Annotated in this window: 13 protein-coding genes; 7 read left to right on the plus strand and 6 right to left on the minus strand. The window is 69.8% G+C overall.

Annotation, left to right across the window (positions count from 1 at the left end; genetic code table 11):
- The first annotated feature begins 2 nt into the window (after positions 1-2).
- Positions 3-551 (plus strand): GOLPH3/VPS74 family protein, encoded by a 549-nt coding sequence (locus ACZ7D7_RS19895; RefSeq protein ID WP_470825804.1) that lies wholly within the window; start codon positions 3-5, stop codon positions 549-551.
- A gap of 91 nt (positions 552-642) precedes the next feature.
- On the opposite strand, the gene acnA is transcribed toward ACZ7D7_RS19895, so the two are convergent.
- Complete coding sequence (acnA, locus tag ACZ7D7_RS19900; RefSeq protein ID WP_470825805.1) at positions 643-3,360, minus strand: aconitate hydratase AcnA; 2,718 nt, start codon at positions 3,358-3,360, stop codon at positions 643-645.
- A gap of 411 nt (positions 3,361-3,771) precedes the next feature.
- Between acnA and ACZ7D7_RS19905 the strand changes: the two genes are divergently transcribed.
- A complete protein-coding gene (locus ACZ7D7_RS19905) occupies positions 3,772-5,550 on the plus strand; it encodes a B12-binding domain-containing radical SAM protein (protein WP_470825806.1) in 1,779 nt (592 codons plus the stop codon).
- 44 nt (positions 5,551-5,594) lie between these two features.
- On the opposite strand, the gene yddG is transcribed toward ACZ7D7_RS19905, so the two are convergent.
- Positions 5,595-6,539 (minus strand): aromatic amino acid exporter YddG, encoded by a 945-nt coding sequence (yddG, locus tag ACZ7D7_RS19910; protein ID WP_470825807.1) that lies wholly within the window; start codon positions 6,537-6,539, stop codon positions 5,595-5,597.
- A gap of 195 nt (positions 6,540-6,734) precedes the next feature.
- Between yddG and ACZ7D7_RS19915 the strand changes: the two genes are divergently transcribed.
- The 3 genes from ACZ7D7_RS19915 (at position 6,735) to ACZ7D7_RS19925 (ending at position 8,952) form a co-directional block, all read left to right on the plus strand.
- Complete coding sequence (locus tag ACZ7D7_RS19915; protein WP_470825808.1) at positions 6,735-6,932, plus strand: DUF4236 domain-containing protein; 198 nt, start codon at positions 6,735-6,737, stop codon at positions 6,930-6,932.
- A gap of 64 nt (positions 6,933-6,996) precedes the next feature.
- Positions 6,997-8,526 (plus strand): helix-turn-helix domain-containing protein, encoded by a 1,530-nt coding sequence (locus tag ACZ7D7_RS19920; protein WP_470825810.1) that lies wholly within the window; start codon positions 6,997-6,999, stop codon positions 8,524-8,526.
- 207 nt (positions 8,527-8,733) lie between these two features.
- Positions 8,734-8,952 carry a heavy-metal-associated domain-containing protein gene (locus ACZ7D7_RS19925; RefSeq protein WP_470825811.1) on the plus strand — a complete coding sequence of 73 codons (219 nt, stop codon included), beginning with the start codon at positions 8,734-8,736 and terminating at the stop codon, positions 8,950-8,952.
- 413 nt (positions 8,953-9,365) lie between these two features.
- On the opposite strand, the gene ACZ7D7_RS19930 is transcribed toward ACZ7D7_RS19925, so the two are convergent.
- From ACZ7D7_RS19930 to ACZ7D7_RS19945, 4 genes are all read right to left on the minus strand, one after another.
- Entirely contained in the window at positions 9,366-10,667 is a 1,302-nt protein-coding gene (locus ACZ7D7_RS19930; RefSeq protein ID WP_470825813.1) for an MFS transporter, read from the minus strand.
- Complete coding sequence (locus ACZ7D7_RS19935) at positions 10,664-11,806, minus strand: PLP-dependent cysteine synthase family protein (RefSeq protein WP_470825814.1); 1,143 nt, start codon at positions 11,804-11,806, stop codon at positions 10,664-10,666. The genes ACZ7D7_RS19930 and ACZ7D7_RS19935 overlap by 4 nt, the downstream gene beginning before the upstream one ends.
- A gap of 141 nt (positions 11,807-11,947) precedes the next feature.
- The gene (locus tag ACZ7D7_RS19940; RefSeq protein ID WP_470825816.1) at positions 11,948-12,139 is read right to left on the minus strand and encodes a hypothetical protein; all 192 of its coding nucleotides are present in this window, start codon (positions 12,137-12,139) and stop codon (positions 11,948-11,950) included.
- Between the two features lie 1,008 nt (positions 12,140-13,147).
- Complete coding sequence (locus ACZ7D7_RS19945) at positions 13,148-14,113, minus strand: hypothetical protein (protein ID WP_470825817.1); 966 nt, start codon at positions 14,111-14,113, stop codon at positions 13,148-13,150.
- Between the two features lie 173 nt (positions 14,114-14,286).
- Between ACZ7D7_RS19945 and ACZ7D7_RS19950 the strand changes: the two genes are divergently transcribed.
- Both ACZ7D7_RS19950 and ACZ7D7_RS19955 read left to right on the plus strand, forming a co-directional pair.
- Positions 14,287-14,568 carry a heavy-metal-associated domain-containing protein gene (locus tag ACZ7D7_RS19950; RefSeq protein ID WP_470825818.1) on the plus strand — a complete coding sequence of 94 codons (282 nt, stop codon included), beginning with the start codon at positions 14,287-14,289 and terminating at the stop codon, positions 14,566-14,568.
- A 90-nt stretch (positions 14,569-14,658) separates the two neighbouring features.
- A complete protein-coding gene (locus ACZ7D7_RS19955; RefSeq protein ID WP_470825819.1) occupies positions 14,659-16,932 on the plus strand; it encodes a heavy metal translocating P-type ATPase in 2,274 nt (757 codons plus the stop codon).
- The last annotated feature ends 11 nt before the right edge of the window (positions 16,933-16,943 follow it).

Consider the following 16,943-nt stretch of genomic DNA (forward strand, 5'->3'; position numbering starts at 1 on the left):
CGGTGGTGCCGTCGCCGCCGTCGCCGGCGCTCTCGGCGGAACTGGTGCTGAGGGCGAGTCAGGAGCGTTCCCTGCGGTCGTCGCTGCGGCGGACGGAGCTGGGTTTCGGTGCGGCCGGGGCGGCGCTCCACGAACTCGCGCGGGCGGGCCGGATCTCCGTGTCGCCCGCCGCGGTCCTGGTCCGCAGCGCGCGACGCCACCCCGATCCCGTGGCGGACTCGGTTCTCGAACGCCTGCTGTTCGCTCCACGGGCGCGCGCGCCCCGGACGTGGATCGAACGGCTCGGCGCGGACGTCCTCGACCGCACCCGCACGGCCCTGGTCGCACAGGGCCTGCTGGTGCCGGTCGAGCGGCGCCTGATGGGTGTCTTCCCGCGACGGGAGTACGCGCCCCGTCCGGGCCTGGTCATGGGGTGTGAGGAGGAGGTCGTGGCGTGCCTGCTGGAGGTGGTCCGTCACCCCGGCAGGCCGCCGCGTACGGCCTGCCCGATCACGGACGCCGTGGCGTCGGCGACGACCGCGGCGTCGTACGTCCTGGCCTTCTCGGGCTGACGGTCGCCCGTCCCGGTGACCGACCACCACATGCGCGCGAGCGCCCTGCTCCCCGCCGGATGCGGGGAGCAGGGCGCTCGTTCACGTCGGGTCAGGAAGCGACGAGCTGGCGCAGCACGTACTGCATGATGCCGCCGTTGCGGTAGTAGTCCGCCTCGCCGGGGGTGTCGATGCGGACGACCGCGTCGAACTCGACGCCGGTGTCGGTGGTGACCTTCACCGTGCGCGGGGTGGTGCCGTCGTTGAGTTCGGTGACGCCGGAGATGGAGAAGGTCTCCTCACCGGTCAGGCCGAGGCTCTGGGCGGACTGGCCCTCGGGGAACTGCAGCGGCAGGACGCCCATGCCGATCAGGTTCGAGCGGTGGATGCGCTCGTAGGACTCGGCGATGACGGCCTTGACGCCGAGGAGCGCGGTGCCCTTGGCCGCCCAGTCGCGGGACGAGCCGGAGCCGTACTCCTTGCCGGCCAGGACGACCAGCGGGATGCCGGCGGCCTGGTAGTTCTGCGAGGCGTCGTAGATGAAGGCGACGGGCCCGCCGTCCTGCGTGAAGTCGCGGGTGTAGCCGCCCTCGGTGCCCGGCGCGATCTGGTTGCGCAGGCGGATGTTGGCGAACGTGCCGCGGATCATGACCTCGTGGTTGCCGCGGCGCGAGCCGTAGCTGTTGAAGTCGCGGCGCTCGACGCCGTGCTCCGTGAGGTACTTGCCGGCCGGGGTGTCGGCCTTGATGGCACCGGCCGGGGAGATGTGGTCGGTGGTGACCGAGTCGCCGAGCTTGGCGAGCACGCGGGCGCCGGAGATGTCCGAGACCGGCGTGGTCTCGATCGTCATGCCCTCGAAGTACGGGGGCTTGCGGACGTAGGTGGACTCCGGGTCCCACTCGAAGGTGTTGCCGGTCGGGATCGGCAGCGCCTGCCACTGCGCGTCGCCCGCGAAGACGTCGCTGTAGGACTTGGAGAACATGTCCTCGCCGATGGCGCTCGCGACGACCTCGTTGACCTCGGCCTCGGTCGGCCAGATGTCCTTCAGGTAGACCGGGTTGCCGTCCTGGTCGGCGCCCAGGGCCTCCTTGGTGATGTCCACCTTCATCGAGCCGGCCAGGGCGTACGCAACGACCAGCGGCGGGGACGCCAGGTAGTTCATCTTGACGTCCGGGTTGATGCGGCCCTCGAAGTTCCGGTTGCCGGAGAGGACCGAGGTGACCGCGAGGTCGTGCTCGTTGACGGCCTTGGAGACCTCCTCCGGCAGCGGGCCGGAGTTGCCGATGCAGGTGGTGCAGCCGTAGCCGACGAGGTTGAAGCCGACCTTGTCGAGGTACGGGGTCAGGCCCGCCTTCTCGAAGTAGTCGGTGACGACCTTGGAGCCCGGGGCGAGGGTGGTCTTGACCCACGGCTTGCGGGTCAGGCCCTTCTCGACGGCCTTCTTGGCCACCAGCGCGGCGGCGACCATGACGTACGGGTTGGAGGTGTTGGTGCAGGAGGTGATGGCCGCGACCGTCACCGCGCCGTGGTCCAGCTCGTAGGTCGTGCCGTCGGGGGCGGTGACCTGGACCGGGTTGCTCGGGGCGCCGTTGGGCGTGACGGCCGGGGCGTCGGAGGCCGGGAAGGACTCCTGGCCCGCCTCGTCCACGGTGTCGACGTAGTTGCGGACGTCCTGCTTGAACTGCTCGGCGGCGTTCGCGAGGACGATGCGGTCCTGCGGGCGCTTCGGGCCGGCGATCGACGGGACGACCGTCGACAGGTCCAGCTCCAGCTTCTCGGAGAAGTCCGGCTCGGCCTTCGGGTCCAGCCAGAGGCCCTGCTCCTTGGCGTACGCCTCGACCAGCGCGACCTGCTGCTCGGAACGGCCGGTGAGCTTCAGGTAGTTCAGCGTCTCGTCGTCGATCGGGAAGATCGCGGCGGTGGAGCCGAACTCCGGCGACATGTTGCCGATGGTGGCGCGGTTGGCGAGGCTCGTCGCGGCCACGCCCTCGCCGTAGAACTCGACGAACTTGCCGACGACACCGTGCTTGCGCAGCATCTCGGTGATGGTGAGGACGAGGTCCGTGGCGGTGGTGCCGGGCTGGAGCTCGCCGGTCAGCTTGAAGCCGACGACGCGCGGGATCAGCATGGAGACCGGCTGGCCGAGCATGGCGGCCTCGGCCTCGATGCCGCCGACGCCCCAGCCGAGCACGCCGAGGCCGTTGACCATCGTGGTGTGCGAGTCGGTGCCGACGAGGGTGTCGGGGTACGCCTGGCCGTTCCGGACCATGACCGTGCGGGCCAGGTGCTCGATGTTGACCTGGTGGACGATGCCGGTGCCGGGCGGGACGACCTTGAACTCGTCGAACGCGGTCTGGCCCCAGCGCAGGAACTGGTAGCGCTCCTTGTTGCGGCCGTACTCCAGCTCGACGTTCTGCGCGAAGGCCTCGTTCGTGCCGAACTTGTCGGCGATGACGGAGTGGTCGATGACCAGCTCGGCCGGCGCCAGCGGGTTGATCTTCGCCGGGTCGCCGCCCAGCTCCTTGACGGCCTCACGCATGGTGGCGAGGTCCACGACACAGGGCACGCCGGTGAAGTCCTGCATGATCACGCGCGCCGGCGTGAACTGGATCTCCTGCGACGGCTGGGCCTGGGAGTCCCAGCCGCCGAGGGCGCGGATGTGGTCGGCGGTGATGTTGGCGCCGTCCTCGGTGCGGAGCAGGTTCTCCAGCAGCACCTTCAGGCTGTAGGGAAGGCGCGCGGAGCCCTCGACCTTGTCCAACCGGAAGATCTCGTACGACTCGTCGCCCACCTGCAGCGTGCTGCGGGCGTCGAAGCTGTTCGCCGACACGACAGTCTCCTTCATTGATGTGCGCGTTCCACCGCATCCTGCCGCCACGACGTCCTGGCCGATCCGCTGAGGTAAGGCTAAGTTAGGCAAACCTTACTGCCGACCCGATGTCGGCCTGCGGCTGCGGTGCGCCTCGGCAGATATCTCGATGTCGAGATAACTCTAGTACATGAGGCCCGGCCGGTCATGTCCGGGCCGGGCCGGGCGGGGCGGGATCGGCGGCGGTCGGCGCCGGGCGGGGGCGCACTTCGCGGACATGAGGCCGGATACGCATGGCCACATGTACTGATTCACGCCATTCATCCGTGACGTGCTGACCCGACCGTGTGAAGTGGGTGACGATCTGAACGAATTCTCCATTCGAATCGGACAGATGGAGCGCTCGTGACGCGAACTGGTTCCCATTCGCCCGTGCTCATCGAAAGTCCCACCGTCAAGTTCTCCAGTGCGCCGCAGCGCCCACCGCTGCGGCATCTGGGCAGGCCGTCCCTGCGTACGTCGCGGTCCGGCACCCTGCGGCGCGCCCGCGGGGAGATGCCCCGCGTGCTGCTCGTCGTGCCCTCGTACACCCGTGTCGTGGAGCCCTCACCGCCGAGGAGCAGCTTCCGGGCGCTCGGTCTGGACACGTTCGAGGTCATGAAGCGGGCAGGCACCCCGATCGGGCTGCTGCGCATAGCGGCGAACGCCCGTCTCGCCGGCTTCGACGTCCGTATCGTCGACTCGCCGTTCGCCGGCTGGGAGCAGGAGCGCCGGCTCGTCGACCTCGGGAGCGGCAGCAGCCTCGTCCGCTACGGCCTCGACGACTCACAACTTCGGGCCGTCATCGAGGAGTTCGAGCCGGACGTCGTCGGCGTCCAGTGCATCTACACCGTCCAGTGGGGCAACGCACGCGCCCTCGCCGACCTGATCAAGGACATCGATCCGGCGATCGTGACCGTCACGGGCGGCGCGCACCCCAGCGGCGACTGGCAGTACGCCGTGCCGGACTCCCCTTTCGATCACGTGGTCATCAACGAGGCCGACCAGACCTTCACGGCTCTCCTGCGGGCCCTGACCGAGGAGGGCGGCGACATCGACGCGGTACCCGGCCTCGCCTACCGGCGCGCCGACGGTGCCGTGGTCCGGACGACCGCGACGTCGCCGTACATGCGGATCCTGCCCAAGCGGCAGGGGCTGGACCAACGGCTCGGCATGATGCCGCTGCCCGACTTCGGGATGCTGGACATGCGCCAGTACCAGCAGGGCTACCACTCCTCGGGCAAGCGGGTGCGCGACCACGGCTCCTGGGCACAGATCTTCTCGACCATCGGATGCAACGTCGGCTGCGACTTCTGCTACATCCCGATGGTGAACGGCCCGTGGCGGGCGCTCGGCGCCGACTGGTTCGACCTGCATCTCGCCGAGATCACCAAGCAGGGCGTGACCGAGGTCCTCATCGAGGACGACCACTTGCTGCACGATCCGCTGTACGCGATGCGGATCTTCGAGCTGCTGCGCAAGCACGACCTGCCCTGGGTCGAGGAGGGCGGCCTGAGCCTGTTCAACCTGGTCCTGCTGCACCTGGGCGAGCGGTTCGCCGACGGCATGGACGAAGCCGAACGGCGCAACCCCAACTTCCGCAACATCCTCGCGGCGATGCGGTCCGGGCTCACCTGCCGGGACCTGATCAAAGCCATGGCCGACGGCGGCTGCTACAGCGTCTACCTCGCGGTGGAGAGCGCCAACGAGGACAGCCTGGTCGAATCCGGCAAACCCCGGCTCAACGCCTTCCAGAAGGCGACCGCCGAGATCGTGGAGATCTTCACCGAGTACGGCATCCAGGTCACCGGCGGTTTCATGCTCGGTTTCGTCAACCCGCCCGAGCGGCCCGGGGGCGAGCCGTACATCGAGTCGCTGGAGCAGATCGAGAAGACCATCGACTACGCGGTCACGCTCATGGGCCACGGCATGGCGTACGCCAACCCCTTCATCGTCACCCCCCTGCCGGGCACGAAGATGTGGGAGTTCCAGAAGGACTACGTCGTACGCCACTACGACAACGGCTGGTCGCACGAGAAGGCGACCATGGCCACCGACCGGTGGAGCGCCGAGGACATCGAGCGCATGCGCCTGGAGCTCCTGGTGCGCGCCAACGGCGCCGACAAGGTCACCGAAATGGTCCGCCGGGGAACCTGGCCCGTGGACGCCTGATCCGGCCGCCGGGCTCAGCCCCCCTCGCGGTGGCGGAGCCCGGCTCAGCCCCGGCGGCGCGCCGAGCGCAGGACGTCCGCCGAGGCGAGCATGGCACCGCCGGCGATCAGCACGCTGGCGACGGCGACCGGCCAGCTCGCGTCGGCCCGCCCGGTCGCTACCAGCAGCGCGGTGGACAGCAGCGGCGCGAAGTACGAGAAGGTGCCCAGGAGCCGGATGTCACCGCGTTTGGTGCCGTGGTCCCAGACGTAGAACGCGCCGCCGACCGGGCCGAGGCCCAGAGCGAGCACGGCGAGCCACTGCCAGCCGTCGGGCCGGACCGTGTCCTCGAACAGCAGGTGGCAGACGGCCGCGAGCGCCGCGGTGGCCAGACAGAAGTAGGCGACGATGTCCGTGGGCACCTGAGGGTACCGGCGGTTGGCCACCGAGTACGCCGACCACACCAGCGCGCAGACGGCGGCTGCCGTGTACCCGAGCAGGAACTCACCGCGAAGCTGCACCCCCTGCCCGCCGGTCACCAGCAGGAAGGTGCCGCCGAGGCCGAGCACCGCGCCCGCCGTGTGCCACCAGCGCAGCCGCTCGCCGGGCAGCAGCGCCGAGAACACGACGATCAGCAGCGGCCACAGGTAGGCGATGAGGCCGGCGTCGACCGCGGGGGCGTTGCGCAGGGCCAGGAAGTAGAAGAAGTGGTAGCCGAACAGGCCGCCGATGCCGAGCGCCCAGGCGCCGCCGGGCAGTCCACGGGCGAGCGCTCCGCCGCCGCGGACGGCCCGGGGCAGCCCGATGATCCCGCCGACCGCGAAGGCCATCGCGGTCAGCTGGAACGGCGGTATCCGCCCGGTCAGCGTGGTGAACAATGCCAGCGACGCCCACAGCAGCACGGCCACGGCACCGATCCCGGTGGCCCTCAGCCGGCGCGCCGAGTGCACCGCCTCACCGTGCTCGTCCCCCGACCCGATGACGTCGCCCTGAGTGTCCCGCGCGTCCACCCGTCCTCCAGTCCGCCGTGTCCGGTAGTGGCGTGTCAGCCGACGACCACCGTAATGAGGGCGCCGGAAGCGACCGTGCTTTCCGGACAGCCGGGGGCAACGCGGCGGCAAGCGGCATCCGCGGCCATCGGCGGGCGGATCCGGGGTAACCGTCATGGACCGATTCGTCCGAGCGACACCCACGAGGAGGCGCGCATGCCCCTGACGTTCCGCAAGAGTTTCCGGATCCTGCCGGGAGTGCGGCTCAACATCAACAAGCGCTCCTGGTCCATCACCACCGGTGGCACACACGGCCCGCGTCACACGCGCAGCAGTACCGGACGTCGTACGACATCGATGGATTTGCCCGGACCTTTCGGATGGCGTCGAACCCGTTCGGCCGGGCGGCGCTGACGTTCCGTCACCCGAACGGCCCCCCGGACAGGCGCCATCTCATATCTGAGATAACCTCAAGCTCATGGCAGACGACTACCTCGTACGCATCGGCAAGCTCATCCGTGACGCCCGGCAACACCGGGGCTGGACACAGTCGCAGCTGGCCGAGGCGCTCGGCACCAGCCAGAGCGCCGTCAACCGCATCGAGCGCGGCAACCAGAACATCAGCCTTGAGATGATCGCCCGTATCGGCGAAGCGCTGGACAGCGAAATCGTCTCTCTGGGCTACGCGGGTCCGATGCACCTGCGCGTGGTCGGCGGCCGGCGCCTGTCCGGGGCCATCGACGTCAAGACGAGCAAGAACGCCTGCGTGGCCCTGTTGTGCGCCTCGCTGCTCAACAAGGGGCGCACGGTGCTGCGCCGGGTCGCCCGCATCGAGGAGGTCTACCGCCTCCTGGAGGTCCTCAACTCCATCGGCGTGCGCACCCGCTGGATCAACGACGGCGTGGACCTGGAGATCGTGCCGCCGGCCGAACTGGACATGGCGGCCATCGACGCCGAGGCGGCGGTGCGCACCCGCTCCATCATCATGTTCCTCGGCCCGCTGCTGCACCGCATGGACCGCTTCATGCTGCCGTACGCCGGCGGCTGCGACCTCGGTACGCGCACCATCGAGCCGCACATGATCGCGCTGCGCCGGTTCGGCCTGGACGTCGCGGCGACCGAGGGCCAGTACCACGCGGTGGTCGACCGCGACGTCCGCCCGGACCGCCCGATCGTGCTGACCGAGCGCGGCGACACGGTGACCGAGAACGCGCTGCTCGCCGCCGCCCGGCACGACGGCGTCACGGTCATCCGCAACGCGTCCTCGAACTACATGGTCCAGGACCTGTGCTTCTTCCTGGAGACGCTGGGCGTGCGGGTCGAGGGCATCGGCACCACCACGCTGACCGTGCACGGCGTGCCGGTCATCGACGTCGACGTGGACTACTCCCCCTCCGAGGACCCGGTCGAGGCGATGAGCCTGCTGGCCGCGGCCGTGGTGACGGAGTCGGAACTGACGGTGCGTCGCGTCCCCATCGAGTTCCTGGAGATCGAGCTGGCGGTCCTGGAGGAGATGGGCCTCGACCACGACCGCACGGCGGAGTACTTCGCCGACAACGGCCGTACGCGGCTCGTGGACCTCACCGTCCGGCCCTCCAAGCTGGAGGCGCCGATCGACAAGATCCACCCGATGCCGTTCCCGGGCCTGAACATCGACAACGTCCCGTTCTTCGCGGCCATCGCGGCGACCGCGCAGGGCAAGACGCTGATCCACGACTGGGTCTACGACAACCGCGCGATCTACCTCACCGACCTCAACCGCCTCGGCGGCCGTCTCCAGCTCCTCGACCCGCACCGCGTCCTGGTCGAGGGCCCGACCCGCTGGCGCGCCGCGGAAATGATGTGCCCGCCGGCCCTGCGCCCCGCGGTGGTCGTCCTCCTGGCGATGATGGCGGCGGAGGGCACGTCGGTGCTGCGCAACGTGTATGTCATCAACCGGGGTTACGAGGACCTGGCGGAGCGGCTGAACTCAATCGGCGCGCAGATCGAGATCTTCCGGGACATCTGACACGACGATGCCGCCGCACCCCGCCTGACCTGCTATTCAGCGGGTCAGGGAGGGGTGCGGCGGCATGTCTGGGACTTCTCTGGGACTCGTACGCCGGCGCGAGGGAGGAAGTGGGACGGCTCGGGGTCGGGCCCGCGGGAACATTCCCACACCAAGAATGGTTACCCCCCGGGGGTACCATGAAGCCTCTTGGGAAGGAGCAAGCACATGGTTCAGAAGGTGTACGACGTCAAGGGCATGACGTGTGCTCACTGCGTACAGGCGGTCAGATCCGAAGTCAGCGGCCTCCCCGGAGTGGAGGACGTCCAGGTGGATCTGCCGTCGGGCCAGGTCACGGTGACGAGCGAGCAACCGCTGGACCGCAGCGCCGTCGCCTCCGCGGTCGACGAGGCCGGATACGAGCTCGTCGGGGGCGAGAGCCGGTGAACCGGCAGGCGGAACTGCTGCGCCGGGTAGTTGGTCATCCTGTCGTCAGGCTCACGGCTGCGGCCCTTCTCCAGGCCGCGGCTTCCCGGCTTACGGATTCGGGAGCTGCTCCAGTGCGAAAGCCCTGCGTGTGCGGCGATGCCGCGCGCACGGTTCGCTGAACTGTCGCAGCCGGCGCCCCAGTTCGCGGGCGCGGGTGGCGCCGAGATCGTCATAAGGCGGAGCGAGGAGGCCGGTCGGATCGCCGAGGCGGTCCGTGTCGTAGTGCACCGCCCGGGAGGGCCGGAAGTGCAATGGAGCCGGCTTCGCGACGGGCTCGGCTCGGGTGAGCATCAGAACTCCAGGAAGAGGTCACGGCCGAGCAGGGGCGGGACACCGTGCGGTGCCCGCCCCTGGGCCGACGGGACCGTGGGTCAGACGGTGGCGGGCAGCGGCTCGGAGGCGGGCGGCGCCGCCAGTCGGCCGGTGCGGTGCAGCCCGTACAGGGCGGCCGCGCACGCCAGTCCCAGCGCGATCAGCGTGATCCACGGCAAGGCGGGCATCCCGGCCGCGCGGGCGGCGTCGAGCGCGGCGCCCGTGCCCAGGTTCCCGACGGTGATACCGATGCCGCAGATCGTGTTGTAGAGCCCGTAGTGGGTGGCGACGAGGCGGTCACCGGAGAGGCGGACGATGGTGTCCATCTCGAAGGGGTAGGCGATCATCGTACCGATGGCCAGCAGCAGCGCGGCGAGCGTCGGCGGCACGGCCGCGAGCAGCCACAGCCCGATCCCGGACTCCGGTACAGGGGCGGCGGTGGCCAGCAGGAGAGGTGCGAAGGCCAGGCCCATCGCCGCCAGCCCACGCACGAGCGCCTGCCCGGGCTCGTACCGCTCCTTGCACCACGCCGTCACCCGCGTCTGGCAAAGGATCGTGCTCAGCCCGGAGACTGCGAAGAGCACCGCCACCGCCGCCGTGCCGAACTCCTCGTCGCCGCCGAGCCGGCGCACCTCCAGCGGCAGCGCCAGGTAGACCTGGAAGGACAGGACGTACGAGCCGATCATGGCGACGGAGAAGAGCAGGAACGGCCGGTTGGCGAGGATGCCGCGCCACTGGGCGAGCACACCCGGACCGCCATCGCTCTGCTGCAACTTGGCGTTCTCGGCCCGCCGGGCGGGCAGCGCGCGGATCTGTACGACGCTCAGCAGCGCGAAGATCCCGGCTGCCACCAGGCAGGTGATGCGGAAGTCCACCCCGGTCAGCACCATGCCCACCAGCGGGCCCAGCAGGATTCCCGTCTGGTAGAAGACGTTGAACAGGGCGAACGCCTCGACCCTGCGCTCCCCGGCGTCGGCCGCGAGGTAGGCCCGTACGGCCGGATTGAACAGCGCCCCGGCCAGCCCGGTGGCCGCCGAGGCGGCGAGCAGCGCAGGCAGCGAGTCCACCAGCCCGAGCGTCGCGAACCCGAGGGTGCGCAGCACACACCCGGCCACGATCATCGGCTTGTAGCCGAGCCGGTCGGCAAGCGTACCGCCGACGAGGAACATGCCCTGCTGGCTGAAGTTCCGTACGCCTAGGACCAGTCCGACGATCCAGCCGGCCAGCCCGAGGGTGCCGGACAGGTGGGCGGCCAGGTAGGGCATCAGCATGTAGAAACCGAGGTTGATGGTGAACTGGTTCACCATCAACAGCTGGACGCTGCGTTCGTACGACCGAACTTGGGTGAGCAACCCCTTCACCGGCCCTCCTCCGCGGAGTCGGACCCGACGGCGGCGACGTCCTCCGCGACGTCGTCCTCCCTGCCTCGCAGAGTGAGGGGATCGACCACGGTGGTGCACCGGGTCCAGCGGGTGACCTCCTTCTCGTCCAGGCGGCCGATCAGCTCCGGTTCGGGCGCCGGAGGCGCGTCCAGCAGGCCGTGGGCGGCGCAGTAGTCGTCGTCGTAGACCGTCCCCAGGTAACGCTGCGGGCCGTCGGGGAAGATCGCGACGACCCGTGCGTCCGCGGGCATCGTCCGGGCCAGCCAGCCGGCCACCAGCGCGACCGCGCCGACGCTCCATCCGCCGGTGGCGTAGTGGGAGGCGGCCAGTTGGCGGCAGGTCCCCACGGCCTCGTGCGGGGCCACCCAGTGGACCTCGGAGAACTGCTCGTAGGCGACGTTGCGGGGGTAGATGCTGGAGCCGAGTCCGCGCATGAGCCGGGGCCGGGCGGGCTGACCGAAGATCGTCGAACCCGGTGTGTCCACACCGACGACGGTCAGCTCCGGGTAGAGCTGCCGCAAGACTCGTGAGACGCCGGCCGAGTGGCCGCCGGTGCCGACACTGCACACCAGTACGTCGATGTGGCCCATCTCGGCGGCGAGTTCGAGGGCCAGCGGGGTATAGGCGGCGACGTTGTCGGGGTTGTTGTACTGGTCCGGGCACCAGGAATCGGGGTGCTGCTCCAGCAGACGCTGCACGCGTTCGCGGCGGGCCTGCTGCCAGCCGCCCGTGGGATGCGGCTCGGAGACGACGTTGACCTGTGCGCCGTACGCGGTCAGCAGCCGGGTCATGGACAACTCCAGTCCCGGATCGGTGACCAGGGTGACCGGGTGGCCGTACACCATCCCGGCCAGGGCCAGCCCCAGGCCCAGAGTGCCGCTGGTGGACTCGATGATCCGGCCGCCGGGCCGCAGCTCGCCGCGGGCCCGGGCCCGCTCCACCATGTGCAGCCCCGGTCGGTCCTTGATACCGCCGGGGTTGAACCCCTCCAGCTTCGCCCAGAAGCCACGCCCGGCCGGGGCCAGCGGCTCCGACACACGAAGCAGCGGGGTATTGCCGACCAGTCCGGACAAGGCGGAATGGCCGGAACCGGTAACGGCCTTGGTCAATGAAGGCATGTCTGTGTTGTCGCTCTCGTTCGATGAATGCACGGGTGCGGGTTCATCTCGCGCTCCATGGCGACAGCTGAGCCGTGGGCCCAAGACTGAGGCCATGAGTGCGCGGCAGCCGACGAGATCGGTCGGCTGCGAGCGAGTGGTCTAGATCCGCCAGCGAGATGTACGGACGAGTGCCACGCGGCCGGTGCGGGCGCTGCGGCGTCTGCGGGATTCATGCCGTGCGGGCGGTCGTATCCCCGCCACCAAGGAGTCGAGGACGAGTAGGACGACGCCCAGCGCGACGAGAGGAAGATCCTCGATCGACTCGGCCACCGTACGGATGACGACGTCCATGGCGCAGTCCTCGGCCCCGTGGGGGGCGTGAGGCCGGTGATGTTCTCCGCCCGCGGCCGTCGCCGATGAAGCGGTGGGGACCGTCACCGACCCGTGCGTCTCCTCGCTCGCTCCGTGAATGACGGCGCACACCATGAGCGCAATCACGAGGGTGCTGCGGATCGCCGAGAGGAGCGGACGCCAGTGGGGCGGGCCGTATGAGGTCCAGGGAGCGCGCGAGGTCATACGGGAAGGTGTCGGCACAGGTCCTCCGCACTGCTGCCGCTCTCCGACGAGGGCGGAGGGAGGCACAGACATGGGTGGGGGCAGGACAGCTCGACGAACGTGATCGGGCCCGTCATGGGCACGGAATCGGAAGCTCGTCGCGCACGATCGGCCGAACCGGTGGCACCGGCAGGCCGGTTGGAGGCTCTGTACTCCTAGACCTGCTGCACCACAGAGGCTGCTCTCAGAGCCGCGGGTGACACTTCGCCCACGGGCCGCCCGCCAGAGGTGGTCACGCGCAGGACGCATGCGCCCTGGGCTCCGCTTGATTCGCGAACCGACGCTGCAAAGCAGGGCGCTGCCAGGGAAGGCCCTTGCTGGGGCTGCCCGGACACACACTGCTCGCCAGGATGCGGCGCCCCGTGATCACCATGGTGATCACCCACTTCCGCGAGGAACCGGGTTGCAGACTCGGCACTTGCATGACGAATGTCATCGCCTGGCAGTGACGCCGGGCTTGATGCGCTGGTGGAGAGGTGTCCGTTGGCGGTCTCCGCGTATGCGCCGTGCGCCAGGAGAACTCCGAGAAGGAGCACGGCGAGGGCCAGCACGCGCGGTATCGGGCCCGCACCGAAGCGGGTCCCGTCCATCCGCCAGAGCGACCAAGCCGTAACCATGCCGTGATCCTAGTGGGTTGCCGACAGTGTTCCACCACCAGTCGCGGAACACCGTGTTGACTCGTCAGATGAATGGCCGGTTTGCTGCGGCGAGTATGCAGGCGGCACCGGCGCCGCAGCAGCCACCTCAGTGGGTGTGCCCAGCCTCGCCCTGGGCGGACTCGGCCTTCGAGGGCTTCTCAGGCTCGTCCACTGCGCCGCCCGCATGAACGGTGAAGGCTGCCGTGCGCACCTCGCCGCTGTGCCGGAAGTCCAGGAAGAGGCGGTACGCGCCGGCGCTGGGTGCCGTGGCCGTGAAGGAGACCTCGGGGCCGGGCCGGGTCTTGCCGTCACCGGGTTCGCCGTTGGGGTGGACGTGCAGGTAGGCGAGGTCACCGGAGCGCAGAGCGACCAGGTGGCCGTAGGCGCCCAGGTAGGGCTGGAGATCCCGCACCGGCTTGCCGTCCTTGTGCACCGTCAGCGTCACTTCACTGCCCTTGCCGGGGGTCAGGTCACCGTCGAGCTTCACCTCGTAGCCATCGACCCTGGCGGTGAAGTCGGGCTCGGGAAGTTCGGCCGGCTCATGCCTTCCGGCGGCCGCGAGGTCGGCGCCGAGAGTGAGCGCTTCACCACCCTTGGGCTTGAAGTCGGCGAAGACGCGGTAGCCGCCGGCCTCGGGCAGGTTCACGGGCGTGGACCAGGTGCCGTCGGCGGCCCGAACCGGGTGCAGGTGACGGTAGACGGTCAGGTCTCGTGAGGCGAGGATGAGATGCAGTTCTTTGCCGTGCTCGCGCTCGTACGCGGTGACCTTGCGGCCGTTCCCGTCCTGGACCACGGCGAAGCTCAGGTCGGTCTTCTCCCCGGCCTCGATTCGGGAGGTCAGCAGATCGAGCGTGTAGCCGCCTTGTGAGATCTCAAGGCCTCCCGGCGCTTTCGCCTCGTGGACGCCGCCGACCCCTGCGTGCCCTGTGGCCCCGTGACCGTCGCCACGGCCGTGAGCACCGCCCTTCGGTTCGGACGAGATCGTGTCAACCGCGCCGCCGACGCCGTAGGCGGTGCCGAAGGTCGCGGCGAGCGCGGCCGCGAAGGCGGTCACCCGCAGTCCGGTGTTCATGACTCACTCCTCATGTCCGAGGCCGCCGATTCGTGCGGCCGACACACTTCAACATACCCCTAGGGGGTATGAAGTCAAGCCGCGACACCACTTGCGGTGCATAGGGGTGGGGGGTATACATTGAGCGTGTCAAATACCCCATGGGGGTATGAGTCCCGAGCATGGAGAATCACATGTCGAACAACTGCTGCACCCCGGACGGAAGCTGCCACACCACGACGGAGGTCAAGACCACCTACAAGGTCGGCGGCGTGGGCAGCGCGCACTGCCAGGGCGTCGTCGCCAAGGCCGTGGGTGGTCTGGACGAGGTCGCCGCGGTCGAGGTCGAGATCGGCACCGGCCTGGTCACGGTGACGACCGCAGCCGAGCCCGACGAGGAGTTCGACGCGCTGATCGCCAGGACCGTCGACGAGGCCGGATACGGCTTCGCCGGCCGTGTGGCCGCAGCCGTCTGACCCACCGGCCGGGACGGGGGCCGCACGTCATGGCGGCCCCCGTCCCGGCTTCCCGACGCACATTGAGTCCGTGAGCTCCGAGGAGCAGACATGACCACCACCACGCCCGGCGCCGCCGAGGTCGAACTCGCCATCGGCGGCATGACCTGCGCCTCGTGCGCCGCCCGGATCGAGAAGAAGCTCAACCGCATGGACGGGGTCGAGGCCACCGTCAACTACGCCACCGAGAAGGCGAAGGTCACCTACCGCGAGGACGTGACCGTCTCGGACCTGATCTCGACGGTCGAGGCCACCGGCTACACGGCGCGGGAGCCGCAGCCCGAGACCACGGGCGCCGACCGGTCCGAGCCCGGCGACGGCCCCGGCCAGGAGGAGACGGACGAACTCCGGCCGCTGCGCCAGCGCCTGGTCACGGCCGTGGCACTCGCCGTCCCCGTGATCGCGATGGCCATGGCCCCGGCGCTGCAGTTCGAGTTCTGGCAGTGGCTCTCACTCACGCTGGCCGCGCCCGTGGTGACGTACGCCGCCTGGCCGTTCCACAAGGCCGCCTGGACCAACGCCAGGCACGGCGCCGCGACCATGGACACCCTGATCTCCGTCGGCACTTCGGCGGCGTTCCTGTGGTCCCTGTGGGCGCTGTTCTTCGGCACCGCCGGCACGCCCGGCATGACGCACCCCTTCGAGCTCACCATCGCGCGGACCGACGGCGCCGGGAACATCTATCTCGAGGCCGCCGCGGGCGTCACGGCCTTCATCCTGGCCGGGCGCTACTTCGAGGCGAGGTCCAAGCGGAAGGCGGGGGCGGCCCTGAAGGCTCTGTTGGAGCTGGGCGCCAAAGAAGTCACCGTGCTGCGCGAGGGACGCGAAGAACTCGTCCCCGTCGGCGAACTCAAGGTCGGCGACCGGTTCCTCGTACGCCCCGGGGAGAAGATCGCCACCGACGGCGTGGTCGTCGAGGGTTCGTCCGCCGTGGACGCCTCCATGCTCACCGGCGAGTCGGTCCCCGTCGAAGTCGGCACTGAGGACGCCGTCACCGGTGCCACGCTGAACGCCGGAGGCCGCCTCGTCGTCGAGGCCACCCGGATCGGTGCGGACACTCAACTCGCCCGCATGGCGAAGTTGGTGGAGGACGCCCAGAACGGCAAGGCCGCCGCCCAGCGGCTCGCCGACCGGATCTCCGCCGTATTCGTGCCCGTCGTGATCGCGCTCGCCCTCGGCACCCTGGGCTTCTGGCTCGGCAACGACGCCGGACTCACCGCCGCCTTCACCGCCGCCGTCGCCGTCCTCATCATCGCCTGCCCCTGCGCCCTGGGCCTGGCCACACCGACCGCCCTCATGGTCGGCACGGGGCGTGGCGCCCAGCTCGGCATCCTCATCAAGGGCCCCGAGGTCCTGGAGACGACGCGCAAGGTCGACACCATCGTCCTGGACAAGACCGGCACCGTCACCACTGGCCGTATGACCCTGCTCGACGTGCACACCGCCGACGGCGAAGACGAGACGGATGTCCTGCGCCTCGCGGGCGCCTTGGAGCACTCCTCCGAACACCCCATCGCCCAGGCCGTCGCCTCAGGCGCCACCTCCCGGGTCGGCACGCTGCCTGCCCCGGAGGACTTCGCGAACATCGCCGGGCTGGGCGTCCAGGGAATCGTCGAGGGCCACGCGGTACTCGTCGGCCGGGAGAAGCTGCTGGAAGAGTGGGCCATTTCGCTGCCGGTGGAGCTGCAGCGCGCCAAGGCCGAGGCCGAGGCCGCTGGACGTACTGCCATCGCGGTCGCCTGGGACGGCGAGGCCCGCGCGGTCCTCGAGGTCGCGGACGCCATCAAGGAGACCAGCCCGGAGGCCATCGAACGGCTGCGCGGCCTCGGTCTCACGCCCATCCTGCTGACCGGTGACAACAAAGCGGTCGCCGAGGCCGTCGCCGCCGAAGTGAACATCGCGCCGGAGCACGTTTTCGCCGAGGTCATGCCGCAGGACAAGGTCGACGTCGTCAAGCGCCTGCAGGGCGAGGGCCGTTCGGTCGCCATGGTCGGCGACGGGGTCAACGACGCCGCCGCGCTCGCACAGGCCGACTTGGGACTGGCCATGGGCACGGGTACGGACGCCGCGATCGAGGCGGGGGACCTGACGCTGGTGCGGGGCGACCTGAGGGTGGCGGCGGACGCCATCCGGCTGTCCCGCAAGACGCTTGGCACCATCAAGTCCAACCTGTTCTGGGCCTTCGCCTACAACGTCGCCGCTCTGCCGCTCGCCGCCGCCGGCCTGCTCAACCCGATGATCGCCGGAGCGGCCATGGCCTTCTCCTCGGTCTTCGTGGTGGGCAACAGCCTGCGGTTGCGCGGCTTCCAACCGGCCGACCGCTGAAGCGGCCCACG

This window comes from Streptomyces sp. NPDC037054 (assembly GCF_055606745.1).